Source organism: Micromonospora sp. NPDC050695 (assembly GCF_040654415.1).
GTDB lineage: Bacteria > Actinomycetota > Actinomycetes > Mycobacteriales > Micromonosporaceae > Micromonospora.
In genome coordinates this window covers 40,032-65,794 of sequence record NZ_JBFAHZ010000031.1, presented here as the reverse complement: position 1 = coordinate 65,794, position 25,763 = coordinate 40,032, and the positions used below count along the sequence as shown (strand labels likewise).

The following is a 25,763-nucleotide window of genomic DNA, read 5'->3' as shown; positions in this document are numbered from 1 at the left end:
GGTGCGCCGAAGCCGCAGGGCGAGCAGTCGCACATCACCCTCAACGGTGAGCAGACCGCGAACGTCAAGGCGATCATCGCCGCGACGAAGAAGGCTGGCCTGCCCGAACGCGCCGCGGTGATCTCGATCGCGACGAGCTTGCAGGAGTCGAAGCTGGAGAACCTCGGCCACCTGGGTGACGCCAACGACCACGACTCGTTGGGCCTGTTCCAGCAGCGCCCGAGCTCCGGTTGGGGCACGCCGGAACAGATCACCGACCCGGCCTACTCCACCACCGCGTTCCTCAAGGGCCTCACGCAGGTCGACGGCTGGCAGGACATGGCGCTGACCGACGCCGCGCAGACCGTGCAGGTGTCGGCCTACCCGGACGCCTACGCCCAGTGGGAACAGCAGGCCACCGACCTGGTCAACCAGCACTGGAACAGCTGACCCGCAGAACAACACCGAAGGCCGGCACCCGCACAGGGTGCCGGCCTTCGGCATGTTCGGTGTCAGACGCGGAAGCCGGCGGCGCGGGCCGCCTCTCGTTCGCGGCGTCGTTCGGAGCGGCGGCGGACGAACCAGAAGACGAAGAACACCAGGGCGAGCAGGAAGACCAGGACCAGTACCGGCAGGATGACCGCCACGAGTGAGACGATCACGCTGGTGGCGTCCTCGGCGGTGCTGGCCACCGGGGCGCCAAACCCGGCGGTGGTCGCGTTGACGACCGGGCGTGCGGCGGACTTGAGCAGGTGGACGCCGAACGCGAGCACTACGCCGGTGGCCACCGGCACCCACTGGTGGGTGGAGAAGAAGCTTCCCGGGTCACTGACGGTGACCGTCTCCGACGATGATCCGGCACCGAAGGCGAGGCCGCCTGCGGTGGGTCGGACCACGGTCTGCACGACGTCGTTGATGTGGTCGACCACCGGCACCTTGTCGGCCACCATCTCCACGGCGAGCAGTACGGCCAGGATGACGATGACCCAGCCGTTGCCGAGCCACGTCCAGCCGCTGGGCAGGTCGATCAGGTCGGTGTAGCGGGCGAGCAGGCCGAGGGTGAGCAGGGGTATGTAGGCGTTCAACCCTGCCGAGGCGGCGAGGCCGGTACCGGTGAGGACTTCGAGCACAGTCTCAGCATCGCACCGACGTGCCAGTGCCGCTCGGTGGCGACCGGGGGGTGCTCGGCTACCCTCGTCGGGTGCGGTTGGTCATTGCGAAGTGCTCGGTGGACTACGTCGGACGGCTGTCGGCTCACCTGCCGCTGGCCACCCGGTTGTTGATGGTGAAGGCGGACGGGTCGGTGTCGATCCATGCCGACGACCGGGCGTACAAGCCGTTGAACTGGATGAGCCCACCGTGTCGGCTGGAGGAGGCCCCCGGCGTGTGGCGGGTGGTCAACAAGGCTGGCGAGGAACTGCGGATCACCCTGGACGAGATCTTCCAGGACACCTCGTACGAGCTCGGAGTGGATCCGGGTCTGCGTAAGGACGGGGTGGAGGCGCATCTCCAGGAGCTGCTGGCCGCCAACCCGGGCGCGTTGGGTGAGGGGTACACGCTGGTCCGCCGCGAGTACATGACGGCGATCGGCCCGGTCGACCTGCTCTGTCGGGACGCGAACTCCGGCGCGGTGGCCGTCGAGGTCAAGCGGCGCGGTGAGATCGACGGTGTGGAGCAGCTGACCCGCTATCTGGAACTCATGAACCGTGATCCGCTGCTCAGCCCGGTCACCGGGGTGTTCGCCGCGCAGGAGATCAAGCCGCAGGCGCGGGTGCTCGCCACCGACCGGGGTATCCGGTGCGTGGTGGTGGACTACGACAAGCTGCGCGGCATCGAGAAGGACGAGCTGACCCTCTTCTGACCGCTCACGCGCCGGGTTCCGACACTCACCTGCCGTACATCGTCTTGATGACCTTGATGAGTCGTGCCACGTCGGTCGGGGTGCGCTCGAAGGTCATCGACGGCAGCAGTGACCGGGCACGCCGCTTGGTGATGGCCTTGGCGCGACCGAACTCGCGCAGCCCGTCCTCCCCGTGGGTGCGTCCGAAGCCGGAGTCACCGACTCCGCCGAACGGCAGCGTCGACGTTCCGGCGAAGGTCAGGCTGGAGTTGACCGAGGCCATGCCGGAGCGCAGCCGCCGGGCGATGGCCACCGCGCGTCGCCGGCCGAAGACCGAACCCCCCAGGCCGTACGGCAGGGCGTTGGCCCGGTCGACGGCCTCGTCGGCGTCGCGGACCCGGCTGATGGTCAGCGTGGGCCCGAAGGTCTCCTCGCGGACGGCGGCCGAGTCCTCCGGGACGTCCACGAGGACGGTCGGGTGGACGTATGGCGGCCGCACCGCGTTCGGGCCGCCCAGCACGGCGCGTCCGCCGGAGGCGATGGCGGCGTCGATGTGGCGGCGGATGACGTCGAGCTGGCCGGGCATCGTGATCGGGCCGATGTCGGTGCCCTCCGGCCCGACGGTCAACCGGCCGGCGCGGGTCACCACCTTGTCGACGAAGGCGTCGAAGACCGGGTCGACGGCGTACACCCGCTCGATGCCGATGCAGGTCTGACCGGCGTTGGTCATGCCGCCCCAGACGCACGCCTCGGCGGCGGCGTCCAGGTCGGCGTCGCTGTCGACGATCATGGCGTCCTTGCCGCCGCCCTCGATCAGCACCGGGGTCAGTGTCTCGGCGCAGGCGGCCATCACCTTCCGGGCCGTCGCGGTGGAGCCGGTGAAGGCCAACTTGCCGACCCCGGAACGGCAGAGCGCCGCGCCCACGTCGCCCAGCCCGTGCACCGCCGTGAACACCGGCTGCTCGGGCACCACCTCGGCGAAGCTGTCCACCAGCCACTGGCCGGCGGCGGGCGTGTACTCGCTCGGCTTGAGCACCACGGCGTTGCCGGCGGCGAGGGCGTACGCGGCGGAGCCGATCGGGGTGAACACCGGATAGTTCCACGGCCCGATGACGCCGACCACGCCGTACGGCTGGTATTCGAGGTGCCCGGAGAACTCGGCGAGGATGAGGCGGGACCGCACCCGGCGCGGGCCGAGCACCCGGCCGGCGTTGCGGGCGGCCCAGTCGATGTGTTCGATCGCGGTGACGATCTCGACGATCGCGTCGGCGACCGGTTTGCCGCCCTCGACGTGCACCAACTCGGCGAGCTGTTCGATCCGCTTGGCGAGCAGGGCGCGCCAGCGCAGCAGCCGCGCGCGACGGCCGCTGAAGCCCAGCCCGACCCACCACTCACCGGCGGCGCGGGCGCGGTCGACGGCCTGCCGCACGTCGGCCTCGGTGGCGAGCGGGAGGCGGCCGGCCTCGGCGCCGGTGGCCGGACTGGTGGAAACCAGGTGGCCGGCATCGATGAGAGGCGTGCCAGGGACATGGACAGCCGTCATGGCGGCAGTCTAGACCCGAAGATTACTCATCGGTAGGCCGCGATTCCGACCCGGCCGTGCGGGAGTCGCATCGATCCGCCCACTCGTTGATCAGGGCAGGTCAGACCCTGGGTGGAGACTCTCCGTCGCCCGAATCGTCGAACACAAGGTGACCGGGAGGTGACGAGGAGCTGACCGGCTGGTCGGTATTGACGATTACCGTCTGATGGCAAGCTGACGCGCGGAGTGACGGTGTGGGGTGGAGGGCTGACTGTCCATGGAGGAACATCCAGAATTGCTGCCGTTGTTGACGGTTGCCGGTGGGCCGATGCGCGGGGCGAGTTTTCGGCTGCGGGCCGAGCCACAGGTGATCGGTCGAGCGCCGACCGGTCACGTGGTCATCAACGATCCCCATTTGAGCCGCCGGCACGCGGAGGTGTGGCTGGCCCCGGAGGGCGCGTCGCTGCGGGACCTGGGCTCGACGAACGGCACCTGGCTCAACGACCGCAGGATCACCGGGACCGAGTTGCTCTCCGACGGCGACGTGATCCGGATCGGCCGTACCGAGCTGCGCCTGTTCGACCCGGGGGTAGCGCACACCGATCCGGTCGGGCTCAGGTTCGGCCCGTCCCGGCGTGACGTTCGGCCGACGTTGCCGTTGCCGCTGGCGGCGCCGCCCACCGCGCGGCGCTAGGCGTCGGGGGTCTGGACCGGCGCGGAGCGCCGTGGCAGCATGCCGCGGATGGAGACCGAGCAGCGGACCGTCACGGCCAACGGCATCACCCAGGCGGTACGGGTGGCCGGCCCGCCGGACGGCACGCCGCTGCTGCTGATCCACGGCAACTGCTCGTCGTCCCTGTTCTGGGAGCCACTGATCCGGCGGCTGCCGCCGACGCTGCGGGTGGTCGCACCGGACCTGCGTGGCTACGGCGACTCCGAGACCGCGCCGGTGGACGCCACCCGCGGCCTGCGGGACTTCGCCGACGATGTGGCCGCACTGCTGGACGACCCGACGCTCTTCGGCGGCAGCGACGCGACCCCCGTGGTGGTCGGGCACTCCCTCGGCGGCGGGGTGGCGATGCGGCTGCTCGTCGACCACCCGGAACGGGTCCGCGCGCTGCTGCTCGCCGCGCCGGTCTCCCCGTACGGCTTCGGCGGCACCCGGGACGTGGCGGGCACACCGACCACTCCCGACTTCGCCGGTACCGGTGGCGGCACGGCGAACCGGGACTTCACCGCTCGGCTCGCCGCCGGTGACCGCGGCGCCGAGGCGCAGGCCAGCCCACGCGCCGTGCTGCGGGCCACCTACGTGGCCGACCCGGCCTCGCTGGACACGGACGAGGAGCTGCTGCTGGACAGCCTGCTGTCGACGGCGACCGGCGACGACAACTATCCGGGCACGGCGGTGCCGTCGGAGAACTGGCCGGGCATGGCGCCGGGGGAGCGGGGAGTGCTCAACGCGCTCGCGCCGACCTGGTTCCGGCTCGCCGACGAACTGGTCGCTGTGGCCGACAAGCCGCCGGTCACCTGGGTACGCGGGGGCGCCGACGTGATCGTGTCGGACACCTCGCTGTTCGACCTGGCGTACCTGGGCTCGCTGGGCGTGCTGCCCGGCTGGCCCGGGGAGGAGGTCTGCCCGCCGCAGCCGATGGTCGGCCAGACCCGGGCGGTGCTGGAGCGGTACGCGGCGGCCGGCGGCGCGTACCACGAGGTGGTGTTGCCCGGTTGCGGGCACAGCCCGCACCTGGAACGCCCGGCGGAGTTCGTCGCGGAGCTGCTGGCCCTGACCGACGTGCCGGCCGTCTAGGGGCACTGGGGCACCGTGGGTGAAATATGCCACGGCGTCTCGACAACCAAGCGTCACGTGGCAGACTCGCGCGCATAACCTTAGCGGCCGTTCAGTGGCCGTGTGGAGTGTCTGGGGAGGCCGGTCGTGGCGCGCGAGTTCAGCACCGTGGGTGTGGTGGGGCTGGGCACCATGGGTGCCGGCATCGTCGAGGTCTTCGCCCGCAACGGCATTGACGTGGTCGCGGTCGAGATCTCCGAGCCGGCGCTGGAACGCGGCCGGGCCACCCTCACCGGCTCCACCGACCGGGCCGTCGCCAAGGGCAAGCTCGCGGCAGCGGACCGGGACGCCCTGCACGAGCGGGTCCACTTCGCGGTGGGCCTGGACGCGCTGCACTCCGTGGACCTGGTCATCGAGGCGGTGCCCGAGCACCTCGACCTCAAGCAGCGGATCTTCGCGGAACTGGACCGGGTCTGCCGGCCGGAGACCATCCTGGCCACCAACACCTCGTCGCTGAGCGTCACCGAGATCTCGGTCGCCACCACCCGGCCCAACCAGGTGATCGGCATCCACTTCTTCAACCCGGCCCCGGTGATGAAGCTGGTCGAGGTGGTCCGCACGGTCGTCACCTCGCCCGAGGTGGTCGCCGACGTCGAGGCGCTCTGCGGCCGGCTCGGCAAGGTCGACGTCACCATCAACGACCGGGCCGGCTTCATCGCCAACGCGCTGCTCTTCGGCTACCTCAACCACGCCGTCGGCATGTTCGAGTCGCACTACGCGACCCGGGAGGACATCGACGCCGCGATGAAGCTCGGCTGCGGCCTGCCGATGGGCCCGCTCGCGCTGATGGACCTGATCGGCCTGGACACCGCGTACGAGATCCTGGACACCATGTACCGGCGCGGCGGGCGGGACCGCCGGCACGCCCCGGTGCCGCTGCTCAAGCAGATGGTGACGGCGGGACTGCTCGGCCGGAAGTCCGGCCGGGGCTTCTACACCTACGAGCGGCCCGGCTCCCCGGTGGTCGTACCGGATGAGGCGACGCCGCCGGCCACGGAGGCCGCGCTCGCCGACGGCGCGCGAGCCATCGCCAAGGTCGGCGTCGTGGGCTCCGGGACGATGGCCACCGGGATCATCGAGGTGTTCGCGAAGGCCGGCTACGAGGTCGTCTCGGTGACCCGCGGCGCGGAGAAGTCCGCGACGGTCTGCGAGGCGGTGAAGACCTCGCTGAACAAGGGCGTGGTGCGCGGCAAGCTGGCCGAGGCCGACCGGGACGCCGCGCTCGGCCGGATCAGTTGGTCGGGCACCCTCGACCACCTCGCCGACGTCGACCTGGTGGTCGAGGCGGTGGTCGAGGAGCTGAGCGTCAAGAAGGCGCTCTTCGCCAGCCTCGACGAGATCTGCAAGCCGGGCGTGGTGCTGGCCACCACGACCTCCTCCCTGCCGGTGATCGACGTGGCGATGGCCACCCAGCGGCCGGCCGACGTGGTGGGGCTGCACTTCTTCAACCCGGCGCCGGTCATGCCGCTGGTCGAGGTCGTCCGCACCATCCGCACCTCGCCGGAGGCCACCGCCACCGCCCGCGCGGTCTGCGCCGCGCTCGGCAAGACCGGCGTGGTCTGCGGCGACCGGTCCGGGTTCATCGTCAACGCGCTGCTCTTCCCGTACCTGAACGACGCGGTGAAGATGCTGGAGGCCAGCTACTCCACCGCCGACGACATCGACCACGCGATGAAGCTGGGCTGCGGCTACCCGATGGGCCCGTTCGAGCTGCTCGACGTGGTCGGACTGGACGTCTCGCTGGCCATCCAGCGGGAGCTGTACCTGGAGCTGCGCGAGCCGGGCTTCGCGCCCGCGCCACTGCTGGAGCACCTGGTCACCGCCGGCTACCTGGGCCGCAAGACCCGCCGGGGATTCCGCGACCACTCGCACCGCTGACCGGGTCAACGCCGGAACGTCCCGGCCGCGTCTGCATGGTGTGACCTTCGAGGAGTACGTCGCCAGCCGCGGCCCGGCCCTGGTCCGGCTGGCGCGGCTGCTGACCGGCGACGAGCACCGGGCCGAGGACCTCACCCAGGACGTGCTGTCCCGGGCGTACGTGCACTGGCGCAGGATCTCCCGGGCCGACCGTCCCGACGTGTACGTGCGTCGGATGCTCGTCAACGCCAACAACTCCTGGTGGCGCCGCCGGTCCAGCCGCGAGCTGGCCGTCGACACCGTCGCCGACCGCCCGCAGCGCGGCGACCTCGGCGGCGAGGTGGCCGACCGGGACGAGATGTGGCGGCTGATCCTCGGCCTGCCCGACCGCCAGCGGGCGGTGCTGGTGCTGCGCTACTACGAGGACCTCGACGACGCGACGATCGCCCAGATCCTGGACTGCTCGCCGGTCACCGTCCGCACCCATGCGATGCGGGCCTTCGCGAACCTCCGGGAGCGCTGCGGTGCCCCGGCCAAGAACGGGAGCCGGCCGTGATCGACCTCGACGAACAGATCGCCCAGACCCTGCGAGAGCGTGCCGAGGGCGACGTCGACACCAACCGGCTGCTGCGGGCGTCCCGCGCGCGCGGCCGCCGCCGTCAACTGCACCGCCGGGTCGCCGCCGGGACCGCGTTGTCCCTGGTCGGGGCGCTCGGCGTGGTGGGGGTGACCGGGACGGGCCCCGACGGGCTGACCGGTCGACTGCCCTGGACCGCCGCCAGGCCCGCCGCCACGCCCGCCGGCGCCACGCCGGTGCCGCCCCGGGTCGACGGGGTGCTCGGTGCCGCCGCCGACCCGGCGCTGGTCGGCAGCGATCCGACGGTGCTGCACTTCGGCCTCGACCCGACCCGGGTGCGCTACCTGGGCTGGTCGGTCGTCCGGGGCCACACCGAGTCGGTACGGCTCAGCGTGCGGGACGACCAACCGGTGCATGTCCAGGTGAGCCGTACGCCGGAATCGTTGTCCACCAGCGTCTCGTTCGGCAACGTCGAGGTCGACGTGGCCAGGCTGGGGATCCAGTCCTTCGACGGCACGATCCACCCGACGAGTGGCGGCGCGAGTGGGCTGGTCACGTCCTGGAATCCCGCACCGGGTCTGTACGCCCGTGCCGTCATCCTGCAGGGGGACCGCGCCGGGCTGGAGCGGGCGGTCGGGGCACTGCGCTGGAACGAGGCCCGCTCGTGCGCCGTGCCGCTGCGGCTCGACGCCCTGCCCGACGGCGCGCCGATCAACACCTGCTCGGTCGACGTCAGCGCGTACCCGAAGCTGGTCACCTCGGACTTCACCCTCGGGCGGGCGGCGAACCAGATCATGTTCGTGACCTACCGTTACGCGAGCGGGGCCGGCACCCGGACCGAGGGGAACCGGACCATCGCTGGCCGCCCCGCGAACCTCTCCGCGGACGGGTCGACCCTGGATCTGCTCGGCATCCCCCGGACGACGGTGAGCGTCAACTTCAACTGGCAGTGGGAGGGGCGGCGGCCGGCCGACGCCGAGCCGGGCGCGACGAGCGGCTTCACCGAGGCGGACGCGACGACCGTGCTGGCGGGGGCGCGGGTCGTCGACGACCCGACGCGGCCGCAGAGCTGGAAGTGAGCGCAGCCGTCGGACGGACCGCCCCCGGGGCTGGTCCGTCCGGCGGAACGTACGCTTGGTGACTGTGAGCCCCCGTCGCAATCGCCCTCGCCGGGACGAGAACGCCAACCTGGATGCCGACCGGGTCCGGCAGGGTGTCGCCTCGGTGCAGCAGTGGACCGACGGTGCCTGGCAGGTGCGCGGGATCGGCGCGGGCGCGTCGGTCAAGACGTACCGCTGCCCCGGTTGTGACCAGGAGATCCGACCCGGGGTGGCGCACCTGGTGGCCTGGCCGGCGGACGGCCTGGGTGACCTGACCGACCGGCGGCACTGGCACAGCGGCTGCTGGCGTGCCCGGGAGCGGCGCGGCCCGGCGGTGCAGCGCGGCCGGGGCACCCCGCGCTACTGAGCGAGCGACCTGGATCACCCTCTTCCTGCCTGGGCGGGCGGCGGCGGCGACTTCGCGACAGACTTGGGCGGTGAGCACACCGATCCGCGCGTCGTCGATCCTGCCCGGTCGTCGGGAGGACATCGAGCTGCACACCGCCGACGGTCTGCGGCTGGTCGGCGAGTTGGCCCTGCCGGCGCAGCGACCGCCGGTCGCCACCCTGGTCTGCCTGCACCCGCTGCCCACCCACGGCGGAATGATGGACAGCCACGTGTTCCGCAAGGCGGCCTGGCGGCTGCCCGCGCTGGCCGACGTGGCCGTGCTGCGGTTCAACACCCGCGGCACCAGCAGTGTGCGCGGCACCAGCGAGGGGGCCTTCGACGGTGCGGTGGGCGAACGTTTCGACGTGGCCGCCGCCATCGAGTACGCGGAGTTCGCCGAACTGCCCAACATCTGGCTGGTCGGCTGGTCGTTCGGCACCGACCTGGCCCTCAAGTACGGGTGTGACCCGGCCATCGCCGGCGCGATCCTGCTCTCCCCGCCGCTGCGCTTCTCGACACCGGACGACCTGGCCACCTGGGCCGGCTCCGGTCGGCCGCTGGTGGCGCTGGTGCCGGAGTTCGACGACTACCTGCGCCCGGCGGAGGCGCGGGAGCGGTTCGCGGCCGTGCCGCAGGCCGAGGTCGTCGGGGTGCCGGGCGCCAAGCACCTCTGGGTCGGCGACGCGGAGACCGTGCTCGACGAGATCGTCCGCCGGGTCAACCCCGCGGTCGAGGTGCCCCTGCCGACCACCTGGGACGGCCCGATGGAGGCCGGCGACGTCAGCGCGTACGCCGACCGGACGGTGGCGGCCTTCGCGGACACCCCCGTGCCCCGGCCGGGCGACTGACGGGTCAGCGCCGCTCCTGCCGGGGCAGCACCACCTCACGCAGGATCAGTTGCAGCGCGGCCACCGTCGGGATGGCGATCAGCGCACCCACCACGCCCAGCAGGGCCACCCCGAGCAGCGCGGCCAGCAGGGCGGCCACCTCGTTGACCTCCACCGAGCGCCGCATCACCTTCGGGTAGATCAGGTAGTTCTCCACCTGCTGATAGATCAGGAAGAACACCGCGCAGGCGATGCCGGTGGGCAGGTCGGCGGCGAAGCCGACCAGGCTCACGATCACCGCACCGAGGGTGGCGCCGATCTGTGGGATCAGGTCGGTCACCGCGACGACCACGGCCAACGCGAACGGGTACGGCAGCCCGACGATCAACGCGAACACGAAGGTGGTCGCGCCGGCCAGCACCGCGATGCTCAGGGCCCCGACCATGTACGCGCCGACCTTGGTCAGGATCTCGTCGCCGATCAGCTGCACCCGCTCCCGCCGCGAGCGGGGCACCAACGCGTAGCCCAGGGAACGCAGCCGGTTGAAGTACGCCAGGAAGTAGATGGTCAGCACCAGCACGGTCAGTGTCCGGAACACCGTGCCGAAGATCAGTTGGGCCCCGCCGAGCACCCCGCCCAGTGCCCGGCCGATGGTGTCCGCGTTCGCCGCGCCCTGCACCCGCTCCACCACGTCGTACCGCTCCACCAGGTCGTTGACCGTCGGGTTGCGGCGCAACTCCTCAAGCAGGCTGGGGATCTGGTCGATGAACTGCCCGGACTGCGTCACGATCGGCGGGACCAACGCCACCACGCCGCCGCAGATCAGCAACACCACGGTCAACGCGACCACCGCGACCGCAAGGCCGTGCGGCACGCCCCACCGGCGCAGCCGCACCACCGCCGGGTTGAGGCCGACCGCGAGGAAGAGCGCGATCACCACCAGCACCAGGATGCCGCCGGCGTTGCGAATCCCCAGAAAGAGGGTGTACGCCAGCAGCACGCCCAACGCGCCGGTGAAGCCGATCAGGAAACTGCTGCGCCGCAGCGGACGCCCCGGAGTGCCGAACTTCCCGGACGGGACCGCCGGCGGCTCGTCGGGGTCGATTCCCGGGGCGGGGACCGGCACCGGCGCGGGTGCCTGGGCCGAGGAGGACTCGGGGGTCACGTCCGGGTCGTCGCCGGACGGGTCATGCTGCGGCACCAGGGACCTCCCGGCTCAGGCGGTGGGACGACGGGTGGCGGCCACGAACGCCCGCCACGCGGCCGGCGCGAAGACCAGCACCGTGCCGGACGGGTCCTTGCTGTCCCGCACCCCCACCACCCCGGGCAGGTTGTCCGCCACCTCGACACACTCACCGTTACCGCTACGGCTGGACGTGCGCCAGAGCGCGCCGGTCAGGTCCATGAGGTCACAACTTCCTTCATCAGTTCGATCGACTGGCGGCGGGACAACGCACTGCTTCTGATCATCTCCCAGCGCGCCAGCAGCGTAGCCACCTCATGGTCGCCATCCACGACGAGACCGTCAATCTGGTGCTCCATGTGCCCAACCCAACCACCGTCGGCACCACGGGCCAGGTTGAACGGCCCGGAGAGGCCGACGTGCAGCCCGACGTCGGCCGGAATGACGTGCAGGCTGACGTGTGGTCGCTCCATGCTCGCGACGAGGTGAGTGAGCTGCTCGACCATCAAGCCGCGGACCTCCTCGCCGGACCGCCGCAGCACCAACTCGTCCACCACCGCCACGAACTGCGGCGGATCCGGCTGCATCAGCAGCGACTGGCGGTCCAGGCGGGCGTGGACCCGGCGTTCCACCTCGTCGTCGCTGAGCAGGTCGTCGCAACGGATAACGGCGCGGGCGTAGTTCTCGGTCTGTAGCAGCCCCGGGATCAGCGTGGGTTGGAAACACCGCAGTTGGCGGGCGCTGCGCTCGGCGTCCAGCCACGGACGGAACCAGCTCGGCTGACCGTCCCGCTCCGCGAGCTCGAGCAGGTGGACGAGGAGGCCGTCGGTGGTCAGCACCTCGTCGGCGCGGGCCAGGAACAGCCGGTCCAGGGGTCGTTGGCCCCGCTCCAGTGCCGACACCATCGAGCCGGGATAGTGGACCAGACGGCCGAAATCCTCCTGGCTCATCCCGGCGGCGGTCCGCAGCCGACGCAACTGCGCGCGGATCATGTCAGCCGTCGGCGCGGCGTCGCCTTCCACAGTGCCTCCGCAGGTCGTGGGTCGATTCCACCAACTGTCCCGGCGCGCCGTGCCGTCGACACAGCGCCGCCGTCGAACACGGTGGTGCCTTCCGAACGTAGTGGCCTGGTCAGCAGACTGTCACGTACCGGATCGTGCGGCTGTCGTCGCCTCAAGCCCTGTTCCCGGCGGCGCAACCGTTTCCAGTCGAGGAGGTACCCATGCCCAGTTCTCGCCGTGCCGGTCGCGCGCTGCCCGTCACCGCGGCGCCCCGGTCGAGATGCACGCCGTCGGGCTCTGGATCGGGTGGCCGGGGCCGTACGCCGGCATCGGGGCTGCCCCAGCCGCGACTTGGGCCGTACCCCGCGTTCCCCCGACCCTGCGGTGCGCGGACGCCGCACACTCCGCTGCGACCCATGTGGCGCTGCCGGGCCGACGGCCGACCCTGGCCCTGTGCGGACGCCCGGCTGCTGCTCAAGGCGGAGTTCGACGAAGATCCTGCCGCGCTGACCATCTACCTGGCCGGGCTCTACCACGAGGCAGCACACGACCTGTACCAGCTCAATCCCTACGACGGGCCGACGCCCAGGGAGTTGTTCGAACGTTTCGTGGCGTGGGGGCCGTTCCGCCGCCCGATCATCGATCCACCCCCGCACGTCAGCTAGACCCTGCTGGCTCCGTGCAGATCTTGGACAGTTTCCGTCACGTCCTAACGGAAACTGTCCAAGATCTCGACGCTCGGTGTGGGCGTCCGTTAGTCCTTCTCGATCGTGACCTTGCTGGGCTTGGCACTGCGCTCGTCGGTGGTCGGCTTGCTGGGGCGCTTGCCGTTCTCGCCGGTGCTGGTGATCTTGGTCGGCTTGGCGTCCCGGCCACCCTCGCCCGGAACGGCCGCCACCGTCGGCTCGCCGTCGACCCCGGCGCTGGCCGTGCCACCGTCGACAGTGGTCACCGGCTCGGCCACCGGTCGCGTGGTCGACTGCCCGGAATCGTCGGCGCTGGCGTTCACCGGCTGCGCAACGCCGTCGGGCGCGACCTTGAGACCACCGGCCGCACCGTCGCCGCCGGCCGGGCCGTTCCCGCCGCCGGCCGCAACGGTCGCGGTCTTGGTCGGTCCGTCGGTACCGGCGTCGTCGGCCGGGCCGTTCCCGCCGCTGGTCGCCACGGTCGCGGGTACGGCGGAAGCCTCGCCGGTCGCCGGCGCGTCGTCGGGGCGATCGCCCGCCGCCGGCGCGGTCGGGCCGTCGATCGGGCCGGTGGTGCTGTGCAGCCGCACTTCGGCCATCCGCCGCTCGATCTCGTCGGACTCCTGCCGGGCCCTCCACGTCTCCTGCCGCAGGTCAGCGAGTTGCTGCTGGGCCTGCGCGATCTCCAACATCACCTGGGCGAGCTGCTGCCGGCCGGCCGCCGACTCCTGCTGGGTGGCCGCCAGGTGCTGCTGCGTGGTGGCGAGGTGCTGCTGGGTGGTGGCCGCGTACTCCTCGAACTGGCGACGCGACGCCGCGACGTGCTCGTCGGCCTTGCGGCGCTTGTCGCCCGCCTCGGCCTCGGCCCGGCTCAGCAGCTCGGCGGCCTCCGACTCGGCGCGCTCGCGCAGGGCCGACGCGTCCCGCTCGGCCGCCAGGCGGATCGCCTCGGCACCCTGCTCGATCTCGTTCTTGCGGCCGGTGTACTCGGTCTCCAGCGTCTCCTTGCGGGTCGAGTACTCGGTCTCCAGCTCGTCGCGGCGGGCGGTGAAGCTCGACTCCAACTCCTGCTGGCGGCCGGTGAAGGTGCTCTCCAGCTCCTGCTGACGGCTGGTGAACCCGGCCTCCAGCTCCTGCTGACGGGAGGCGTGCTGCTTGTCCAGCTCGTCGCGGCGCTTCGCGTACTCCTGCTCGGCCGTGGACCGCCGCTGGGCCAGCTCCCGGTCGGCCGCCTCCCGCCGGGAGTTGACCTCCTGCTCCACCCCGGCGCGCCAGGCGCCCAGCTCCTGCTGGGTCTGCGCGCGGGCGTGCTTGACGTACGCCTCGGTCTCGGTGCGCATCCGCTGGACGTACGCCTCGGTCTCGGCCCGGTTGCGCTTGGCCGACTCGGTGGCCTGCGTGGTCAGCCGCTCCGCCTCCTGCTGCGCCTTGGCCCGGGTGGCCCGGCCGGCCATCGACGCGTCGTCGATGATCTGCTTGGCCTCCTGCTGCGCCTTGGCGTGGGTGGCCCGGCCCGCCTCGGTCGCGGTGTCGGTGAGCCGCTTTGCCTCCTGCTGCGCCTTGGCGTGCACCTCCTTGGCGGCCTCGCGTAGCTCGCTGGCCTCCTGCCGGGCGGTGGTCAGCGCCTCGCGGGCCGCCTCGCGCAGCTTGGTGGACTCCTGCTGAGCCCGAGTGTGGATCTCCTTGGCGGTGTCCCGCAGTTGGGTGGCCTCCTGCTGGGCCTTCGCCAACGCGTCCTGTGCCGCCTTGCGCAGCTTCGCCGACTCATCCTTCGCCGCCTGAAGCGTCGCCTCCGCCTCGGCACGCCGGGAGGCGCTGTGCCGCTCCTCCTCCGCGCGCCGCGCGGCGAGGGCGATCTCGAAGTCCTTCAGTGCCCGCCCGGCCTGCTCCCGGGCCTCCTCGATGATGTGCTCGGCAGCGGTACGACGGGCCTCGATCTCCTCGTTGGCCGCCGACAGGATCTGCTCGGCCTGCTCCTCGGCGAGGGTGAGGATCGACTCGACCCGGGGGCCCAGGTGTCGGAACGACGCCCGGTCCACCACATTCATCTGCTTGCGTACCTGGGTGAGGTCGCGTTGCAGCACCTCGACCTGGCCGGCGAGTTTGTGGATCTGTGTGTAGGCCTGTTCCCGTTCGGCGGCGAGGGTCGCGATCTCGTGCTCGGCACGCGCGACGTACCGGTCGACCTGTTTCTTTTCGTACCCCCGCAGAGCGGACTCGAAGCTGGGCTCCGTCGTCACGTCCCCGCCGAGCGCGAACAGTTCCTCGCCGTGCGACATGCCCCCATCCTCACACGCATCGGCTCCGGCTGGGGCGATACGGACGCCCCTTGTGGGACCTACTTCACTCCATTCGCGGCACTGCGTGCCACGGGCTGGGAAACGCATACGGCGCGAGGTCACACCGGTTACCCGGTGTCACCTCGCGCCGTCGATGCCCCGACCTGACGCCTGGCGTCAGCCGGCGGTCTCCGCGGTCACCCGCTCCTGACCACCGTCGGTCTTCTTGGCCTCCGGCTTGGCCGCCGGAGCTGCCGACGCCGGCACCCCGGGGACGATCCCGGCGAGCCCGGAGAGCATCTGGCCGAGCTGCGAGGTGACCGCGTCCTTCTGCCGGGTGAGGTCCTCGACCTCGCGGCGGGCGGCCTGCGTGGTCAGCTCCGCCTCGGTGCGGGCCTCGGTGAGCAGGCGCTGCGACTCGGCCTTGGCCTCGTTGAGCGTCTTCTCGGACAGGGCCTTGGCCTTGTCCACCGTCTCGGCGGCGTTGCGCTCCGACTCGACCCGGCGGGCCTCGGCGCGCTGCTCGATCTCCTTGGCCCGCTCCTGCGCGGCCCGCGCCCGCTGCTCAGCCTCGCTGACCAGCTTCTGGGTCTGCGCGACCTGGGCGGCGTGCCGCTCGGACTCCTCGCGCTCCGCCTTCTCCCGCCGCTCGGCCAACTGGAGCTCCAGGGCCTGCAGATCCTTGTCGCGCTTGTCCCGCGCGTCGGTGAGCAGCTTGGTCGCCTCGGCGCGCTTCTCCTCGGCCTCGCGGGCCGCCTTGGCCCGCTGCTGGGTGATCTCCCGCTCGGCGGTGGCGCGCAGGGTGGCCACCTCCCGCTCCACGGTCGACTTCAGCTCGGCCACCTCGTGCGCGGTGACCGTGCGCAGTTGCTTGGTCTCGCGGTCGGCGTCCGCGCGCAGCGTGTCGGCCTCGCGGCGGGCCTGCACCCGGACCTCGGCGGCCTCGCGCTCGGCGGCGGTACGCAGGTTGCCGGCCTCGCGCTCGGCGCTCGCCTTCATCGCGGCGGCCTCGGCGCGGGCCTTGTCGGTGATCTCACGGGCCTCGAGGCGGGCGGCGGAGAGGATGCCCTCCGACTCGCGCTTGGCCTCGTTGCGGTGGTCGTTGGCCTGCTCCTCGGCGAGCCGGAGGATCTGCTCGACGCGGGTGCCGAGCCCGGAGAGGGTGGGCCGGCTGTTCTCTTCGAGCTGCTTGTTGGTGTCGGCGAGCTTCTGCTCCAGCGCACTCATGCGCTGCTCGGCCTGGCGGAGCCGACGCTGGGCGTCGTTCATCCGCTGTTCGGCCTCGGCACGGGCCTGCTCGGACTGGGTCAGCGCGGCGGTCATCCGGCCGAGGAAGTCATCGACCTGGTGAGTGTTGTATCCGCGCAGGCCAACGGTGAAATCTGGCTGCGAGTTCGCGTTATCGAAGAACGCGAGAGGGGAGGACTGCTGCTGGGGCATTGGGACATACTGGCAGACGCCCCAGGGTGCTTCGCAAGAGCGGTGCGCAGCTTTCGTGTCCTCTTTACATGGTCAACTCCCGCGCTCGGCGATGCCGGACCAATCGCCGATCTTGGCAGGTCCCGGGCGGGTCGGACGCCACGCAGCGTGACATGGAAAAGGGCCACGGGGATGTCCCGTGGCCCTTTGTTCGATCCCGAGCGGCGTTGCGCAAATGAGGGTGGAAGAACAATGGCCGATCACCGCATTGGCCATCCGGTGCTCATCCGTCCGGCCGGTGGCCCGGTCAGTGCCCCCGGAACCGGTTGATCGCGTCCTCGTGTCGGGCCCGCAGTTCCCCGTCGCGAACGCCCAGCCCGTCGGTGGGGGCGAGGCAACGCACCCCGACCTTGCCCTGGTGGGCGTTGCGGTGCACCTCGTACGCCGCCTGGCCGGTCTGCTCCAACGGGTACGTGCGCGACACCGTCGGGTGCACCTTGCCGAGCGCGACCAGCCGGTTGGCCTGCCACGCCTCGTGGTAGTTGGCGAAGTGGCTGCCGACGATCCGCTTGAGGTGCATCCACAGGTAGCGGTTGTCGTACTGGTGCTGGAAGCCGCTGGTGGACGCGCAGGTGACGATGGTGCCGCCGCGCCGGGCCACGTAGACGCTCGCGCCGAACGTCTCCCGGCCCGGGTGCTCGAAGACGATGTCCGGGTCCTCGCCGCCGGTCAGCTCGCGGATCCGTTCGCCGAGGCGCCGCCACTCGTCCGGGTCCTGGGTCTCCTCGTCCTTCCAGAACCGAAAACCTTCCGCGGCCCGGTCGATGACCAGCTCCGCGCCCATCCGGCGGCACAGCTCGGCCTTCTCCGGCGAGGAGACGACGCAGACCGGGATCGCGCCGCCGTTGAGTGCCATCTGGGTGGCGTACCCGCCGAGGCCGCCGGACGCGCCCCAGATCAGCACCACGTCGCCCTGCTTCATGTTGGCGCCGTGGTGCGAGACGAGCTGGCGGTACGCGGTCGAGTTGACCAGCCCCGGGCTCGCCGCCTCCTCCCAGCTCAGGTGGCGCGGCTTGGGCATCAGCTGGTTGGCCTTGACCACGGCCAGCTCGGCCAGGCCGCCGAAGTTGGTCTCGAAGCCCCAGATCCGCTGCTGCGGGTCGAGCATGGTGTCGTCGTGCCCGGCCGCGTCCTCCAACTCGACGGAGAGACAGTGCGCGACGACCTCGTCGCCGGCCGCCCACCGGGTGACCCCGGGGCCGGTGCGCAGCACCACGCCGGCGGCGTCCGAGCCGACCACGTGGTACGGCAGGTCGTGCCGGCGGGTCAGCTCGGAGATCCGCCCGTAGCGCCGGAGGAACGTGAAGGTGGACACCGGCTCGAAGATGCTGGTCCACACCGTGTTGTAGTTGATCGCGCTCGCCATCACGGCGATCAGCGCCTCGCCCGGCCCGAGTTCCGGGGTCGGCACCTCCTGCACGTGCAACGCCTTGCGGGGGTCCTTGTCCCGGGTGGCCATGCCGTCGAACATCCGCGACTCCTCGGCGCGGACGACCACACCCCGGTAGCTCTCCGGTACCGGCAGCCCGGCGACGCCGGCCAGCTCGCGGTCCGGATCGTTCGATTCCTCCGCCGCCATGATCGCTTCGAGGATGTCCTGCACGGTGACCTCCGGTTCGTCCGCACCCGTACGGGCCCGGGTGCTGCCATCGTCGGCGCCGGTGGGCACGACCGCCATGTCGGCATTCGACACATCCGGCACCGGTCGCGCTCCTGTGGGCCGGGACGTTACTGAACGGTAGCTAAAGCCGGAAGTCCTCTGTGAAAAACTGCATCCGCCGATGCGTGAAGGTGTCCAGGCGCCCCGCCAACCGCGCACTGACGTGCGCCGGACGCCGCCGGGTGGCCGCAACGTCAGGGATGTAGTGGCCTCACGGCGGGCGGAGACCACCACATCCCGGATGTTGTGCGGATCTTGGACGGCAGGGCGGTAGGACGGCGCCCGGCGGGGCGCCCGCAGGGGCGGGTCAGTGGCCGGCGGCGGGCTCGACCAGCTCGATCAGCACGCCGCCGGCGTCCTTCGGGTGCACGAAGTTGATCCGGCTGTCGGCGGTGCCGCGTCGCGGCTCGTCGTAGAGCAGTCGTACCCCGCGCTCGCGCAGTGCCGCGCAGGCCGCGTCGATGTCCGCCACGGTGTACGCGACCTGCTGCACGCCCGGCCCGTTGCGGTCGAGGAACTTCGCGATCGTCGACTCGGGGGTGAGCGGGGCGAGCAACTGCACGCAGCCACCCTCGGTGGTCGGCCCGACGGCCAGCATCGCTTCCCGGACGCCCTGCTCGGCGTTGGTCTCGACGTGTACGCAACGCATCCCGAACGTCCGCTGGTAGAAGTCGATCGCGGCGTCCAGGTCGGCCACGGCGATCCCGACGTGGTCAATCTTGCGAAGCCCGATGTCTGTGACGTAGTCCGCACCGGGCTCGGCGGGGGAGTTCTCAGCCATGGCGCTAGTCTGACCGAACAATCGTTAAGGCGTACAGCTCGGCACCCCCCTCGGAGGCAGGCATGGCTTCGGTGATCGTCAGCGGCGCGCGCACCCCGATGGGGCGGCTGCTGGGCAACCTCAAGGACCTCCCGGCCACCAAGCTCGGCGGGATCGCGATCTCGGCGGCGCTGGAGCGTGCCGGGGTCAGCCCCGACCAGGTCCAGTACGTGATCATGGGGCAGGTGTTGCAGGCCGGCACCGGCCAGATCCCGGCCCGCCAGGCGGCCGTCGAGGCGGGCGTGCCGATGTCCGTGCCGGCGCTGACGATCAACAAGGTCTGCCTCTCCGGCCTGGACGCGATCGCCCTGGCCGACCAGCTGATCCGGGCCGGCGAGTTCGACATCGTGGTGGCCGGCGGCATGGAGTCGATGACCAACGCCCCGCACCTGCTGTTGGGCCAGCGCTCCGGCTACAAGTACGGCGACGTGGTGGTCAAGGACCACATGGCGCACGACGGGCTCAGCGACGCCTGGGACTGCTGCTCGATGGGCGAGTCGACCGAGCGTCTCGGCACGAAGCACGGCATCTCCCGCGAGGAGCAGGACGCGTTCGCCGCGGCCAGCCACCAGCGGGCCGCCGCCGCGCAGAAGAACGGCCACTTCGCCGAGGAGATCACCCCCGTGGTGATCCCGCAGCGCAAGGGTGACCCGCTGGTGATCAGCGACGACGAGGGCATCCGCCCGGACACGACCGCCGAGTCGCTGGCCAAGCTGCGTCCCGCGTTCACCAAGGACGGCACCATCACCGCCGGCAGCTCCTCGCCGATCTCCGACGGCGCGGCGGCCGTGGTCGTGATGAGCAAGGCCAAGGCCAACGAGCTGGGCCTGACCTGGCTGGCCGAGGTCGGCGCGCACGGCAACGTCGCCGGCCCGGACAACTCCCTGCACTCGCAGCCGTCCAACGCGATCAACCACGCCCTGAAGAAGGGTGGCCTGAGCGTCGAGGACCTGGACCTCATCGAGATCAACGAGGCGTTCGCGCAGGTCGGCATCCAGTCCACCCGTGACCTCGGCGTCAGCCCGGACCGGGTCAACGTCAACGGCGGCGCGATCGCGCTGGGGCACCCGATCGGCATGTCCGGCGCGCGTCTCGTCCTCACTCTCGCCCTGGAGCTGAAGCGGCGCGGCGGCGGCACCGGCGCCGCGGCGCTCTGTGGCGGCGGTGGCCAGGGCGACGCGCTGATCATCCACGTGCCGGGTAAGGCTGAGACCGACAAGTGAGCGCAGAGGTGACCACGTCGGTGCGCCGCAGCCGGGACGTACCGATGCTGGTCGAGCGGGCCCGCGCGGGTGACCCCCGCGCGGTGGCCCGGCTGATCACGTTGGTGGAGAACGGCGACACGCTGCTGCCGGAGATCGCCGCCGCGCTCGCGCCGTACGCCGGGCAGGCCCAGGTCGTCGGGCTGACCGGCTCCCCCGGGGTGGGCAAGTCGACCACCACCAACGAGCTGGTCCGCGCGCTGCGGGCGCGCGGGCACCGGGTGGGGGTGCTGGCGGTCGACCCGTCCAGCCCGTTCACCGGCGGCGCGATCCTCGGCGACCGGGTGCGGATGCAGGACCACGCGACCGATCCGGGCGTCTACATCCGGTCCATGTCCAGCCGGGGGCACCTCGGCGGGCTGTCCGCGGCGACGCCCCAGGCGGTCCGCGTGCTGGAGGGCGCCGGTTGCGACGTGGTGCTGGTGGAGACCGTCGGCGTCGGGCAGGCCGAGGTGGAGGTCGCCTCGCTGGCCGACACCACGCTGGTGCTGCTCGCACCCGGGATGGGCGACGCGATCCAGGCGGTCAAGGCCGGCATCCTGGAGATCGCCGACGTGTTCGTGGTCAACAAGGCCGACCGGGACGGCGTCGACGCCACCGTCCGCGACATCCAGGGCATGATCGCCCTCGGTGAGCGCGGGCCGGGGCAGTGGCGACCGCAGGTGGTCCGCTCGGTCGCCGCGCGGGGTGAGGGCATCGACGACATCGCCGCCGCGATCGACAAGCACCGTGGCTGGCTGGTCGAGCACGGCGAGCTGCGCCGCCGCCAGGAGGCGCGGGCCGCCGCCGAGGTCGAGGCCATCGCGCTCGGCACCCTCCGCGCCCGGATCGGCTCCCTGCGCGACGGTACGGAGCTGAGCACGCTCGCCGCCAGGGTGGCCGAGGGTGCCCTCGACCCGTACGCGGCGGCGGACACGCTGCTCGCCCAGCTCGCCCGCTGACCGTCCACCGGGGACACCTCGGCGGCACCTCGTCCTTGTAGGCTCGCACCGCCACACGGCGGTGGGGTCGGCACGAGGAGCAGGGGAGCGGGCATGGATCACGAGGCGACGCAGGAGCTGAGCACGGCATCGGTGCCGGCCGGCGGTACGACGCATGTCTCCGACGAGGTGATCGAGAAGATCGCCGTGGCGGCGGCCCGCGCGGTGCCCGGCGTGGCCGAGCTGGGCGGGGACGTGGTCCGGTTCTTCAACTCGGTGCTCGACCGGGTCGGGCTGGACCAGGTGGGCGACGCCCGGCGGGGCTGCTCGGCCCACGTGACCGGGGACGCCGCCGTGGTCAACCTGGTGCTGGTGATCGAGGCCGGTCAGCCGGTGCCGGAGATCACCGGCGAGGTGCGTGCCCGGGTCACCGAGGCCGTCGAGGCGTACGGGCTGCGGGTCGACGAGGTCAACATCCGGGTCGACGACGTGGCGATGGGTGGCCCCGCCGCTCCCACCGTCTGACCTGGTTACCCGCCGGTACGGCGTGACTTAGCGATCGTTCAGGCGAGGGCTCTACACTCGACGTGCAGTCGAGGACCGAGGAGGAGCCCTGCGCATGGACGCCGACGAGATCGACGCCGGACGGGCACGCTGGCAGGCCCGGTACGACGCCGCGCGCAAGCGTGACGCCGACTTCACCACGCTCTCCGGGATGCCGGTGGATCCGGTCTACGGGCCGCCGGAGGGCAGCGCGTACCCGGGCTTCGAGCGGATCGGCTGGCCGGGCGAGTACCCGTACACCCGGGGTCTGTACCCGACCGGCTACCGCGGGCGGACCTGGACGATCCGGCAGTTCGCCGGCTTCGGCAACGCCCAGCAGACCAACGAGCGCTACAAGATGATCCTCGGTGCCGGCGGTGGCGGCCTCTCGGTCGCGTTCGACATGCCGACGCTGATGGGCCGCGACTCGGACGACCCGCAGGCCCTCGGCGAGGTCGGGCACTGCGGCGTCGCGATCGACACCGCCACCGACATGCAGGCGCTCTTCGACGGCATCGACCTGGCCGGCGTCACCACCTCGATGACCATCTCCGGGCCGGCGGTGCCGGTGTTCTGCATGTACCTGGTGGCCGCCGAGCGGCAGGGCGCCGACCTGTCCAAACTGGACGGCACCCTGCAGACCGACATCTTCAAGGAGTACATCGCGCAGAAGGAGTGGCTGTTCGACCCCGAGCCGCACCTGCGCCTGATCGGCGACCTGATGGAGTACTGCGCCGCCGAGATCCCGCGCTACAAGCCGCTGTCGGTCTCCGGCTACCACATCCGCGAGGCCGGCTCCACCGCCGCGCAGGAGCTGGCGTACACCCTGGCCGACGGATTCGGGTACGTGGAGCTGGGCCTCTCGCGCGGGCTGGACGTGAACGTCTTCGCGCCGGGGCTGAGCTTCTTCTTCGACTCGCACGTCGACTTCTTCGAGGAGATCGCCAAGTTCCGCGCCGCCCGCCGGATCTGGGCCCGCTGGCTGCGCGACGTCTACGGCGCGACCAGTGAGAAGGCGCTGTGGCTGCGGTTCCACACGCAGACCGCCGGGGTGTCGCTGACCGCCCAGCAGCCGGTCAACAACGTCGTACGGACGGCCGTCGAGGCCCTCGCCGCGGTGCTCGGCGGCACGAACTCGCTGCACACCAACGCGCTGGACGAGACCCTGGCGCTGCCCACCGACGAGTCCGCCGAGATCGCCCTGCGAACGCAGCAGGTGCTGATGGAGGAGACCGGCGTGGTCAACGTGGCGGATCCGCTCGGCGGCTCCTGGTACGTCGAGGCGCTGACCGACAAGATCGAGGCCGAGGCGGAGGAGATCTTCGCCCGGATCCGGCAGCTCGGCGGCGAGGGGCCGCACCAGATCGGCCCGATGACCTCCGGCATCCTGCGCGGCATCGAGGACGGCTGGTTCACCGGGCACATCGCCGAGTCGGCCTTCGTCTACCAGCAGGCCCTGGAGAAGGGCGACAAGAAGATCGTCGGCGTCAACTGCCACACCGGCACGGTCGCCAAGGAGCTGGAGATCCTGCGCATCTCGCACGAGGTGGAGCTGGAGCAGCGCCGGGTGCTCGCCGAGCGCAAGGGTGCACGGGACGAGGGCGCGGTCCGCGCCGCGGTCACCCGGATGGTCCAGGCCAGCAGGACGGACGAGAACATGATCCCCGCCATGCTCGACGCCGTCCGCGCCGAGGCGACCCTCGGCGAGATCTGCGACGCCCTCCGCGCCGAGTGGGGCACCTACCGAGAGCCCGCCCGCTTCTAACCCCCACCTCCCACCCCCACCCCCCGTCGATCTTGCGGTTCCTGTTGCCGGTACGCCGTTTTTGCGGCGAAATGTCGGGACGGGAAGTGCAAGATCGCGGGGGTGGGGGCGGGGGTGAGAGTTGCAACGTCGGGGTTGTGGGTGAGCTGAGAATCCTCGCCCGCGTGCGAGACTAGGTAACCATGAGCGACCCACGGATCACCTCGTCGATCTTCACCCGCGGCGCGGTCGACCTCAGCACGCTGCGCGGCCCCGCACCTGCCAGTTCCCGCCCCGGCACACCCCCGCAGGGCGGCCCGTCCACCGGCGCACCCGGCGGGCCCACCGCCGGCGGCAACGCCGCCATCGTCGACGTCACCGAGGCGACCATCCAGTCCGAGGTGCTCGAACGCTCGATGGCCATGCCCGTCGTCGTCTTCTTCGGCGCGGCCGGCTTCCCGGAGAGCGACGAGTTCGCCCCGGTGCTGGAGCGACTGGCCGCCGAGAGTGACGGCGCCTGGGTGCTCGCCCGCGTCGACGTGCAGCAGAGCCCGCGGATCGCCCAGATGTTCCGGGTCCAGGGCATCCCCATGGTCTACGCGGTGGTCGGCGGCCAGCCGATCGACGCCTTCTCCGGCGTGGTCGGAGAGGCGCAGCTGCGCCAGTGGCTGCAGGCCGTGCTCAAGGCCGGCGGCGTGACCGTCGCCGAACCGGAGGACCCGCGCCTCGACGAGGCGGACGACGCGCTGATGAGTGGTGACCTGGACGCCGCCGAGCGGGCGTACCGCAAGATCCTCGCCGACTCCCCGGCGGACGCCGCGGCCGAGGCCGGCCTCGCCCAGGTCGGTGTGGCCCGCCGGGTGGCCGGCGCCGACCCGGCCACCGCGCTGGCCGCCGCCGAGAGCGCCCCCGACGACGTGGCCGCCCAGCTGCTCGCCGCCGACATCGAGGTGCTCAGCGGCCTCGCCGAGCAGGCGTACGCCCGGCTGGTCGGTCTGGTCCGGCGCACCGCCGGTGAGGACCGGGAGGTGGTCCGCCAGCACCTGGTGTCGCTGTTCACCATCGCCGGTCCGGACGATCCGGCGGTCGCCTCGGCGCGTCGCGCCCTGGCCAGCGCCCTGTTCTGAGTTCGTAGCACGCCAGCGCGGGCCGGCGTTCCGGCCGGCCCGCCCGACCACCGAGGACGGGAGCTCACGATGCGCCGGATCGCCGTCCTCGACGCGCCGACAAATCTCGGTCTGCGGCCGCCGACGCCCACGTCGGTCCCGGGCTGCGCGAAGGCACCCGGAGCGCTGCGCGACCACGACCTGCTGGCCCGGCTGCGCGCCCGCGACGCCGGCTGCCTCACCCCACCCCGGTACGACCCGGGCGACTGGCGGCCCGGCGACGGGGTGTGCCACGCCCGGGAGATCGCCGACTACTCCCTCGCCCTCGCCGAACGGATCGGCTCGATCATCGACCGGGGTGAGTTCCCGGTGGTGCTGGGCGGCGACTGCTCGGTGCTGCTCGGCTCCGCGCTGGCCATGCACCGGCTCGGCGAGGCGGTCGGCGGGCGCATCGGTCTGGTCTTCGTGGACGGGCACTCCGACTTCCGGCACCCCGGCAACGCCTCCTACGTGGGCGCGGCCGCCGGCGAGGATCTGGCCCTGGTCACCGGGCGCGGGCAGGCCGACCTGGCGGCACTGGAGGGGCGCCGTCCCTACTTCCGTGACATCGACGTGGTGGTGCTCGGCATCCGGGCGCAGGACGAGTACCGGCTCGACCTCCAGGCGGCGGGAATCACCACCCGGCCGGTGCCGGCGCTGCGCGCCGAGGGTGCCGCCCGGACGGCCCAGTGGGCGCACGAGCAGCTCGCCGACTGCGCGGGCTACTGGGTGCACATCGACGTGGACGTGCTCGACCCGGCGGTGATGCCCGCCGTGGACGCCCCCGACCCGGGTGGGATCGCCTTCGCCGAGCTGGAGATCCTGCTCGCCGGCCTGGTCGACACCCCGCACTGCCTCGGCGTCGAGCTGACCGTCTTCGACCCCGACTACGACCCGGACGGCTCGTACGCCGCCGAGATCGTCAACACCGTGGTCGCGGGCTTGGCCCCGGTCACCGCCCCGGAGGCCGTACCGCCCCGGCTGCTGTCGCCCCGTCCGGCGCCCGCCCCCCGCCGCGGCCCCAGTCGACCCACGCTCGTCCCCGGGTCACCGCGTCCCGAGGTGGACGACGAGGAGCAGCACGAGGTGCCCGAGCCCACCGGTGT

Annotated in this window: 24 protein-coding genes and 1 pseudogene; 16 read left to right on the top strand and 9 right to left on the bottom strand. The window is 71.8% G+C overall.

Annotated features, from left to right (window positions below; translation table 11 throughout):
* On the top strand, positions 1–429 hold a 429-nt coding region (locus tag AB0H52_RS21720), incomplete at its 5' end, for a hypothetical protein (RefSeq protein WP_357949564.1).
* Positions 430–491: 62 nt separating this feature from the next.
* On the opposite strand, the gene AB0H52_RS21715 is transcribed toward AB0H52_RS21720, so the two are convergent.
* The gene (locus AB0H52_RS21715) at positions 492–1,109 is read right to left on the bottom strand and encodes a DUF4126 domain-containing protein (protein WP_151490943.1); all 618 of its coding nucleotides are present in this window, start codon (positions 1,107–1,109) and stop codon (positions 492–494) included.
* A 71-nt stretch (positions 1,110–1,180) separates the two neighbouring features.
* Between AB0H52_RS21715 and nucS the strand changes: the two genes are divergently transcribed.
* The gene (gene nucS, locus AB0H52_RS21710; protein WP_151490942.1) at positions 1,181–1,840 is read left to right on the top strand and encodes an endonuclease NucS; all 660 of its coding nucleotides are present in this window, start codon (positions 1,181–1,183) and stop codon (positions 1,838–1,840) included.
* A gap of 25 nt (positions 1,841–1,865) precedes the next feature.
* On the opposite strand, the gene AB0H52_RS21705 is transcribed toward nucS, so the two are convergent.
* Positions 1,866–3,362 (bottom strand): aldehyde dehydrogenase family protein, encoded by a 1,497-nt coding sequence (locus AB0H52_RS21705; RefSeq protein WP_357949561.1) that lies wholly within the window; start codon positions 3,360–3,362, stop codon positions 1,866–1,868.
* Positions 3,363–3,618: 256 nt separating this feature from the next.
* On the opposite strand from AB0H52_RS21705, the gene AB0H52_RS21700 reads away from it, so the two are divergent.
* The 7 genes from AB0H52_RS21700 (at position 3,619) to AB0H52_RS21670 (ending at position 9,956) form a co-directional block, all read left to right on the top strand.
* Positions 3,619–4,035 (top strand): FHA domain-containing protein, encoded by a 417-nt coding sequence (locus AB0H52_RS21700; protein WP_151490940.1) that lies wholly within the window; start codon positions 3,619–3,621, stop codon positions 4,033–4,035.
* Between the two features lie 48 nt (positions 4,036–4,083).
* Positions 4,084–5,148 (top strand): alpha/beta hydrolase, encoded by a 1,065-nt coding sequence (locus AB0H52_RS21695; protein WP_151490939.1) that lies wholly within the window; start codon positions 4,084–4,086, stop codon positions 5,146–5,148.
* Positions 5,149–5,274: 126 nt separating this feature from the next.
* A complete protein-coding gene (locus AB0H52_RS21690) occupies positions 5,275–7,065 on the top strand; it encodes a 3-hydroxybutyryl-CoA dehydrogenase (RefSeq protein WP_151490938.1) in 1,791 nt (596 codons plus the stop codon).
* Positions 7,066–7,105: 40 nt separating this feature from the next.
* Positions 7,106–7,600, top strand: coding sequence for a SigE family RNA polymerase sigma factor (locus tag AB0H52_RS21685; RefSeq protein ID WP_151490937.1), 495 nt, complete (start codon positions 7,106–7,108; stop codon positions 7,598–7,600).
* On the top strand, positions 7,597–8,700 hold the full coding sequence (locus tag AB0H52_RS21680; RefSeq protein ID WP_357949556.1) for a hypothetical protein: 1,104 nt from the start codon (positions 7,597–7,599) through the stop codon (positions 8,698–8,700). Before AB0H52_RS21685 ends, AB0H52_RS21680 begins: the two co-directional genes overlap by 4 nt.
* Positions 8,701–8,764: 64 nt before the next feature.
* Positions 8,765–9,088 (top strand): hypothetical protein, encoded by a 324-nt coding sequence (locus tag AB0H52_RS21675; protein ID WP_231640156.1) that lies wholly within the window; start codon positions 8,765–8,767, stop codon positions 9,086–9,088.
* 70 nt (positions 9,089–9,158) lie between these two features.
* Entirely contained in the window at positions 9,159–9,956 is a 798-nt protein-coding gene (locus tag AB0H52_RS21670) for an alpha/beta hydrolase (RefSeq protein ID WP_151490935.1), read from the top strand.
* Between the two features lie 4 nt (positions 9,957–9,960).
* Here AB0H52_RS21670 and AB0H52_RS21665 read toward each other — a convergent pair whose 3' ends face one another.
* The 3 genes from AB0H52_RS21665 to AB0H52_RS21655 all read right to left on the bottom strand — a co-directional run bounded on the left by AB0H52_RS21665 (position 9,961) and on the right by AB0H52_RS21655 (position 12,140).
* Positions 9,961–11,061: an AI-2E family transporter gene (locus AB0H52_RS21665; protein ID WP_357949569.1), complete on the bottom strand. Its 1,101-nt coding sequence runs from the start codon at positions 11,059–11,061 to the stop codon at positions 9,961–9,963.
* Positions 11,062–11,151: 90 nt separating this feature from the next.
* Positions 11,152–11,340 (bottom strand): DUF397 domain-containing protein, encoded by a 189-nt coding sequence (locus AB0H52_RS21660; RefSeq protein ID WP_151490934.1) that lies wholly within the window; start codon positions 11,338–11,340, stop codon positions 11,152–11,154.
* Positions 11,331–12,140, bottom strand: a complete 810-nt coding sequence (locus tag AB0H52_RS21655) for a helix-turn-helix transcriptional regulator (protein WP_357949552.1) — start codon at positions 12,138–12,140, stop codon at positions 11,331–11,333. Before AB0H52_RS21655 ends, AB0H52_RS21660 begins: the two co-directional genes overlap by 10 nt.
* A gap of 314 nt (positions 12,141–12,454) precedes the next feature.
* Here AB0H52_RS21655 and AB0H52_RS21650 point away from each other — a divergent pair, with 314 nt between their 5' ends.
* Entirely contained in the window at positions 12,455–12,784 is a 330-nt protein-coding gene (locus AB0H52_RS21650) for a hypothetical protein (protein WP_151490945.1), read from the top strand.
* 89 nt (positions 12,785–12,873) lie between these two features.
* On the opposite strand, the gene AB0H52_RS21645 is transcribed toward AB0H52_RS21650, so the two are convergent.
* From AB0H52_RS21645 to mce, 4 genes are all read right to left on the bottom strand, one after another.
* The gene (locus AB0H52_RS21645) at positions 12,874–15,084 is read right to left on the bottom strand and encodes a hypothetical protein (RefSeq protein ID WP_151490933.1); all 2,211 of its coding nucleotides are present in this window, start codon (positions 15,082–15,084) and stop codon (positions 12,874–12,876) included.
* A 177-nt stretch (positions 15,085–15,261) separates the two neighbouring features.
* Positions 15,262–16,524, bottom strand: coding sequence for a DivIVA domain-containing protein (locus AB0H52_RS21640; protein ID WP_151490932.1), 1,263 nt, complete (start codon positions 16,522–16,524; stop codon positions 15,262–15,264).
* Between the two features lie 286 nt (positions 16,525–16,810).
* Complete coding sequence (gene ccrA / locus AB0H52_RS21635; protein ID WP_151490944.1) at positions 16,811–18,166, bottom strand: crotonyl-CoA carboxylase/reductase; 1,356 nt, start codon at positions 18,164–18,166, stop codon at positions 16,811–16,813.
* Between the two features lie 364 nt (positions 18,167–18,530).
* Positions 18,531–19,004, bottom strand: coding sequence for a methylmalonyl-CoA epimerase (gene mce, locus AB0H52_RS21630; RefSeq protein WP_357949548.1), 474 nt, complete (start codon positions 19,002–19,004; stop codon positions 18,531–18,533).
* A 62-nt stretch (positions 19,005–19,066) separates the two neighbouring features.
* Between mce and AB0H52_RS21625 the strand changes: the two genes are divergently transcribed.
* From AB0H52_RS21625 to AB0H52_RS21600, 6 genes and pseudogenes are all read left to right on the top strand, one after another.
* A complete protein-coding gene (locus AB0H52_RS21625) occupies positions 19,067–20,266 on the top strand; it encodes an acetyl-CoA C-acetyltransferase (RefSeq protein ID WP_151490930.1) in 1,200 nt (399 codons plus the stop codon).
* 44 nt (positions 20,267–20,310) lie between these two features.
* Positions 20,311–21,246: a methylmalonyl Co-A mutase-associated GTPase MeaB gene (gene meaB / locus AB0H52_RS21620; RefSeq protein ID WP_225854600.1), complete on the top strand. Its 936-nt coding sequence runs from the start codon at positions 20,311–20,313 to the stop codon at positions 21,244–21,246.
* Between the two features lie 93 nt (positions 21,247–21,339).
* On the top strand, positions 21,340–21,750 hold the full coding sequence (locus tag AB0H52_RS21615; protein WP_357949543.1) for an Asp23/Gls24 family envelope stress response protein: 411 nt from the start codon (positions 21,340–21,342) through the stop codon (positions 21,748–21,750).
* Between the two features lie 94 nt (positions 21,751–21,844).
* Positions 21,845–23,533 carry a methylmalonyl-CoA mutase family protein gene (locus AB0H52_RS21610; protein WP_151490927.1) on the top strand — a complete coding sequence of 563 codons (1,689 nt, stop codon included), beginning with the start codon at positions 21,845–21,847 and terminating at the stop codon, positions 23,531–23,533.
* Between the two features lie 182 nt (positions 23,534–23,715).
* Entirely contained in the window at positions 23,716–24,639 is a 924-nt protein-coding gene (locus AB0H52_RS21605; protein ID WP_151493346.1) for a tetratricopeptide repeat protein, read from the top strand.
* A 69-nt stretch (positions 24,640–24,708) separates the two neighbouring features.
* Positions 24,709–25,674 (top strand): annotated as a pseudogene (locus tag AB0H52_RS21600) (arginase family protein); the annotation flags it as partial.
* Between the last annotated feature and the right edge of the window lie 89 nt (positions 25,675–25,763).